This window comes from Coprococcus sp. ART55/1 (genome assembly GCF_000210595.1).
Taxonomy (GTDB): Bacteria; Bacillota; Clostridia; order Lachnospirales; family Lachnospiraceae; genus Coprococcus; species Coprococcus aceti.
In genome coordinates, this window is sequence record NC_021018.1 from 1,585,276 (window position 1) to 1,586,825 (window position 1,550).

3 protein-coding genes are annotated in these 1,550 nt (G+C 35.7%); all 3 read right to left on the minus strand.

Going from position 1 to position 1,550, the window contains the following annotated elements; all coding sequences use genetic code 11:
• Positions 1-195, minus strand: a 195-nt coding sequence (locus tag CCU_RS07270) for a hypothetical protein (protein WP_243440872.1), incomplete at its 3' end; no start/stop codon positions are given.
• A 142-nt stretch (positions 196-337) separates the two neighbouring features.
• Entirely contained in the window at positions 338-1,021 is a 684-nt protein-coding gene (locus CCU_RS07275) for a DarT ssDNA thymidine ADP-ribosyltransferase family protein (RefSeq protein ID WP_071849476.1), read from the minus strand.
• A 92-nt stretch (positions 1,022-1,113) separates the two neighbouring features.
• Positions 1,114-1,550, minus strand: a 437-nt coding sequence (locus tag CCU_RS07280; protein ID WP_208896081.1) for a hypothetical protein, incomplete at its 5' end; no start/stop codon positions are given.

Here is a 1,550-nt window from a genome sequence, read left to right on the forward strand (position 1 = left end):
ATACTTTTCAATAACATTCTTATTTTTTAATACCGTTAATAATGTTCCGTCCGCACCATAGATACGCCACATAATACTTGGAGCGGCTGTGAACAAATAGTCAAAATCAGAATTTCCCAACAAAAGCATTGCAGCATTTGTAACCTTGCCACCTATTAACAACTTCATCTTCGTCAAAAACTGTTCATCTGACATACCATCAACTTCTTTAGAAATGAGCTCTTGTGCCATGAGCTATTTTATTTAGTTAGTGTCCAACTTCATTATACAATCGGCGAATATATATTTTTCGACATTGATAACTCCATTATAGCAATCGTTATATGTATTCTAATTTCTACAACATTGCAGACTCTGCCAACTGCCAGCACACTAAACACATGCTTTTATTTTCAAATGATATTTCCATATACAATGCAGTCGCACCTTCTGGTTTCACCATTCCGCTAAATTGTGTAGAACGGGGGTTTTCATAATCTATAGCAAAATCACAGTACTGCCTAAATATCACCTGTTCAGATCGTTTCCAAATAAACTCTGCATGAGCACGTACCAATAACTGCTCATCGCCATCTTTATACCTGCGAATATAATATTTTTTATCCTTCGTACCTGAATACACTACACCAATTTTATCTCCATAATAATTACATTGTTCTATAAATAGTCCATTACATTCAAAACAACTACGATCAACTCTTATACGATTCCTGTATTTTACAAACAAGTTGTAATCTACACAACGCAGTTTATTCAGCAAAGACTGGCGCTCTATATCATTTCTACAAACTATACAGCAGAGTGTATCTTCAATAGGAAATTCTCCAGGGTACACAATTTCTGCCTGTCTATATTTCTTTTCCAGATTCGGATTCTCCATGTAACCATTCTTATATATTTGTTGAAAATTCAAGTTAGCAAAGGCTTCCACTCCGTTCTGCAGTTGGTCTCCAAATCCAGCTAGAGATTTCTCTGAAAACATAGTTCCTTTCTTTTTCAAAACAGATGCTAGATCAAACAAAAAAACACAGGAACTGGTACATTAGTCTTACTTTTCTTCATTCTGTCATAATGACTATTCAATGCCGTACACAAAAATTAATTCATTATACCTCACCCTTTCACTCCCTCAAAAAACTTATCCATAGGATGCCTGTCCCAAGAATTAATCAACGCCTTACCTCTGTCCCGCATTTTTGCATCATCAATATAACTACTCAGATTATCGACTGATATATTCATCATGCACATAATCTCCTGGAGACTTACATTCATATCCAGCAAATGCAAAAACAACCATCTTCTTAATCCTGCCGGAGTTATCATGTTAATCCCATTTTGATTTTTAATTGTTTTGTTTATTCGATCAAGCATTCCATTGATACTGTCCTCCTTCAATGGAGTCATATATTTAGTTGTGCAGTTACCAAATACATATACCGCATCCTCAGGCTCCTCCATCCAAAGTTCCTTAAGGGATTGTTCCAATATCCTTGGCAGCTTTACAGATTGAGCATCCATCTGTATATGCGTCATATCCTTCGCTATCT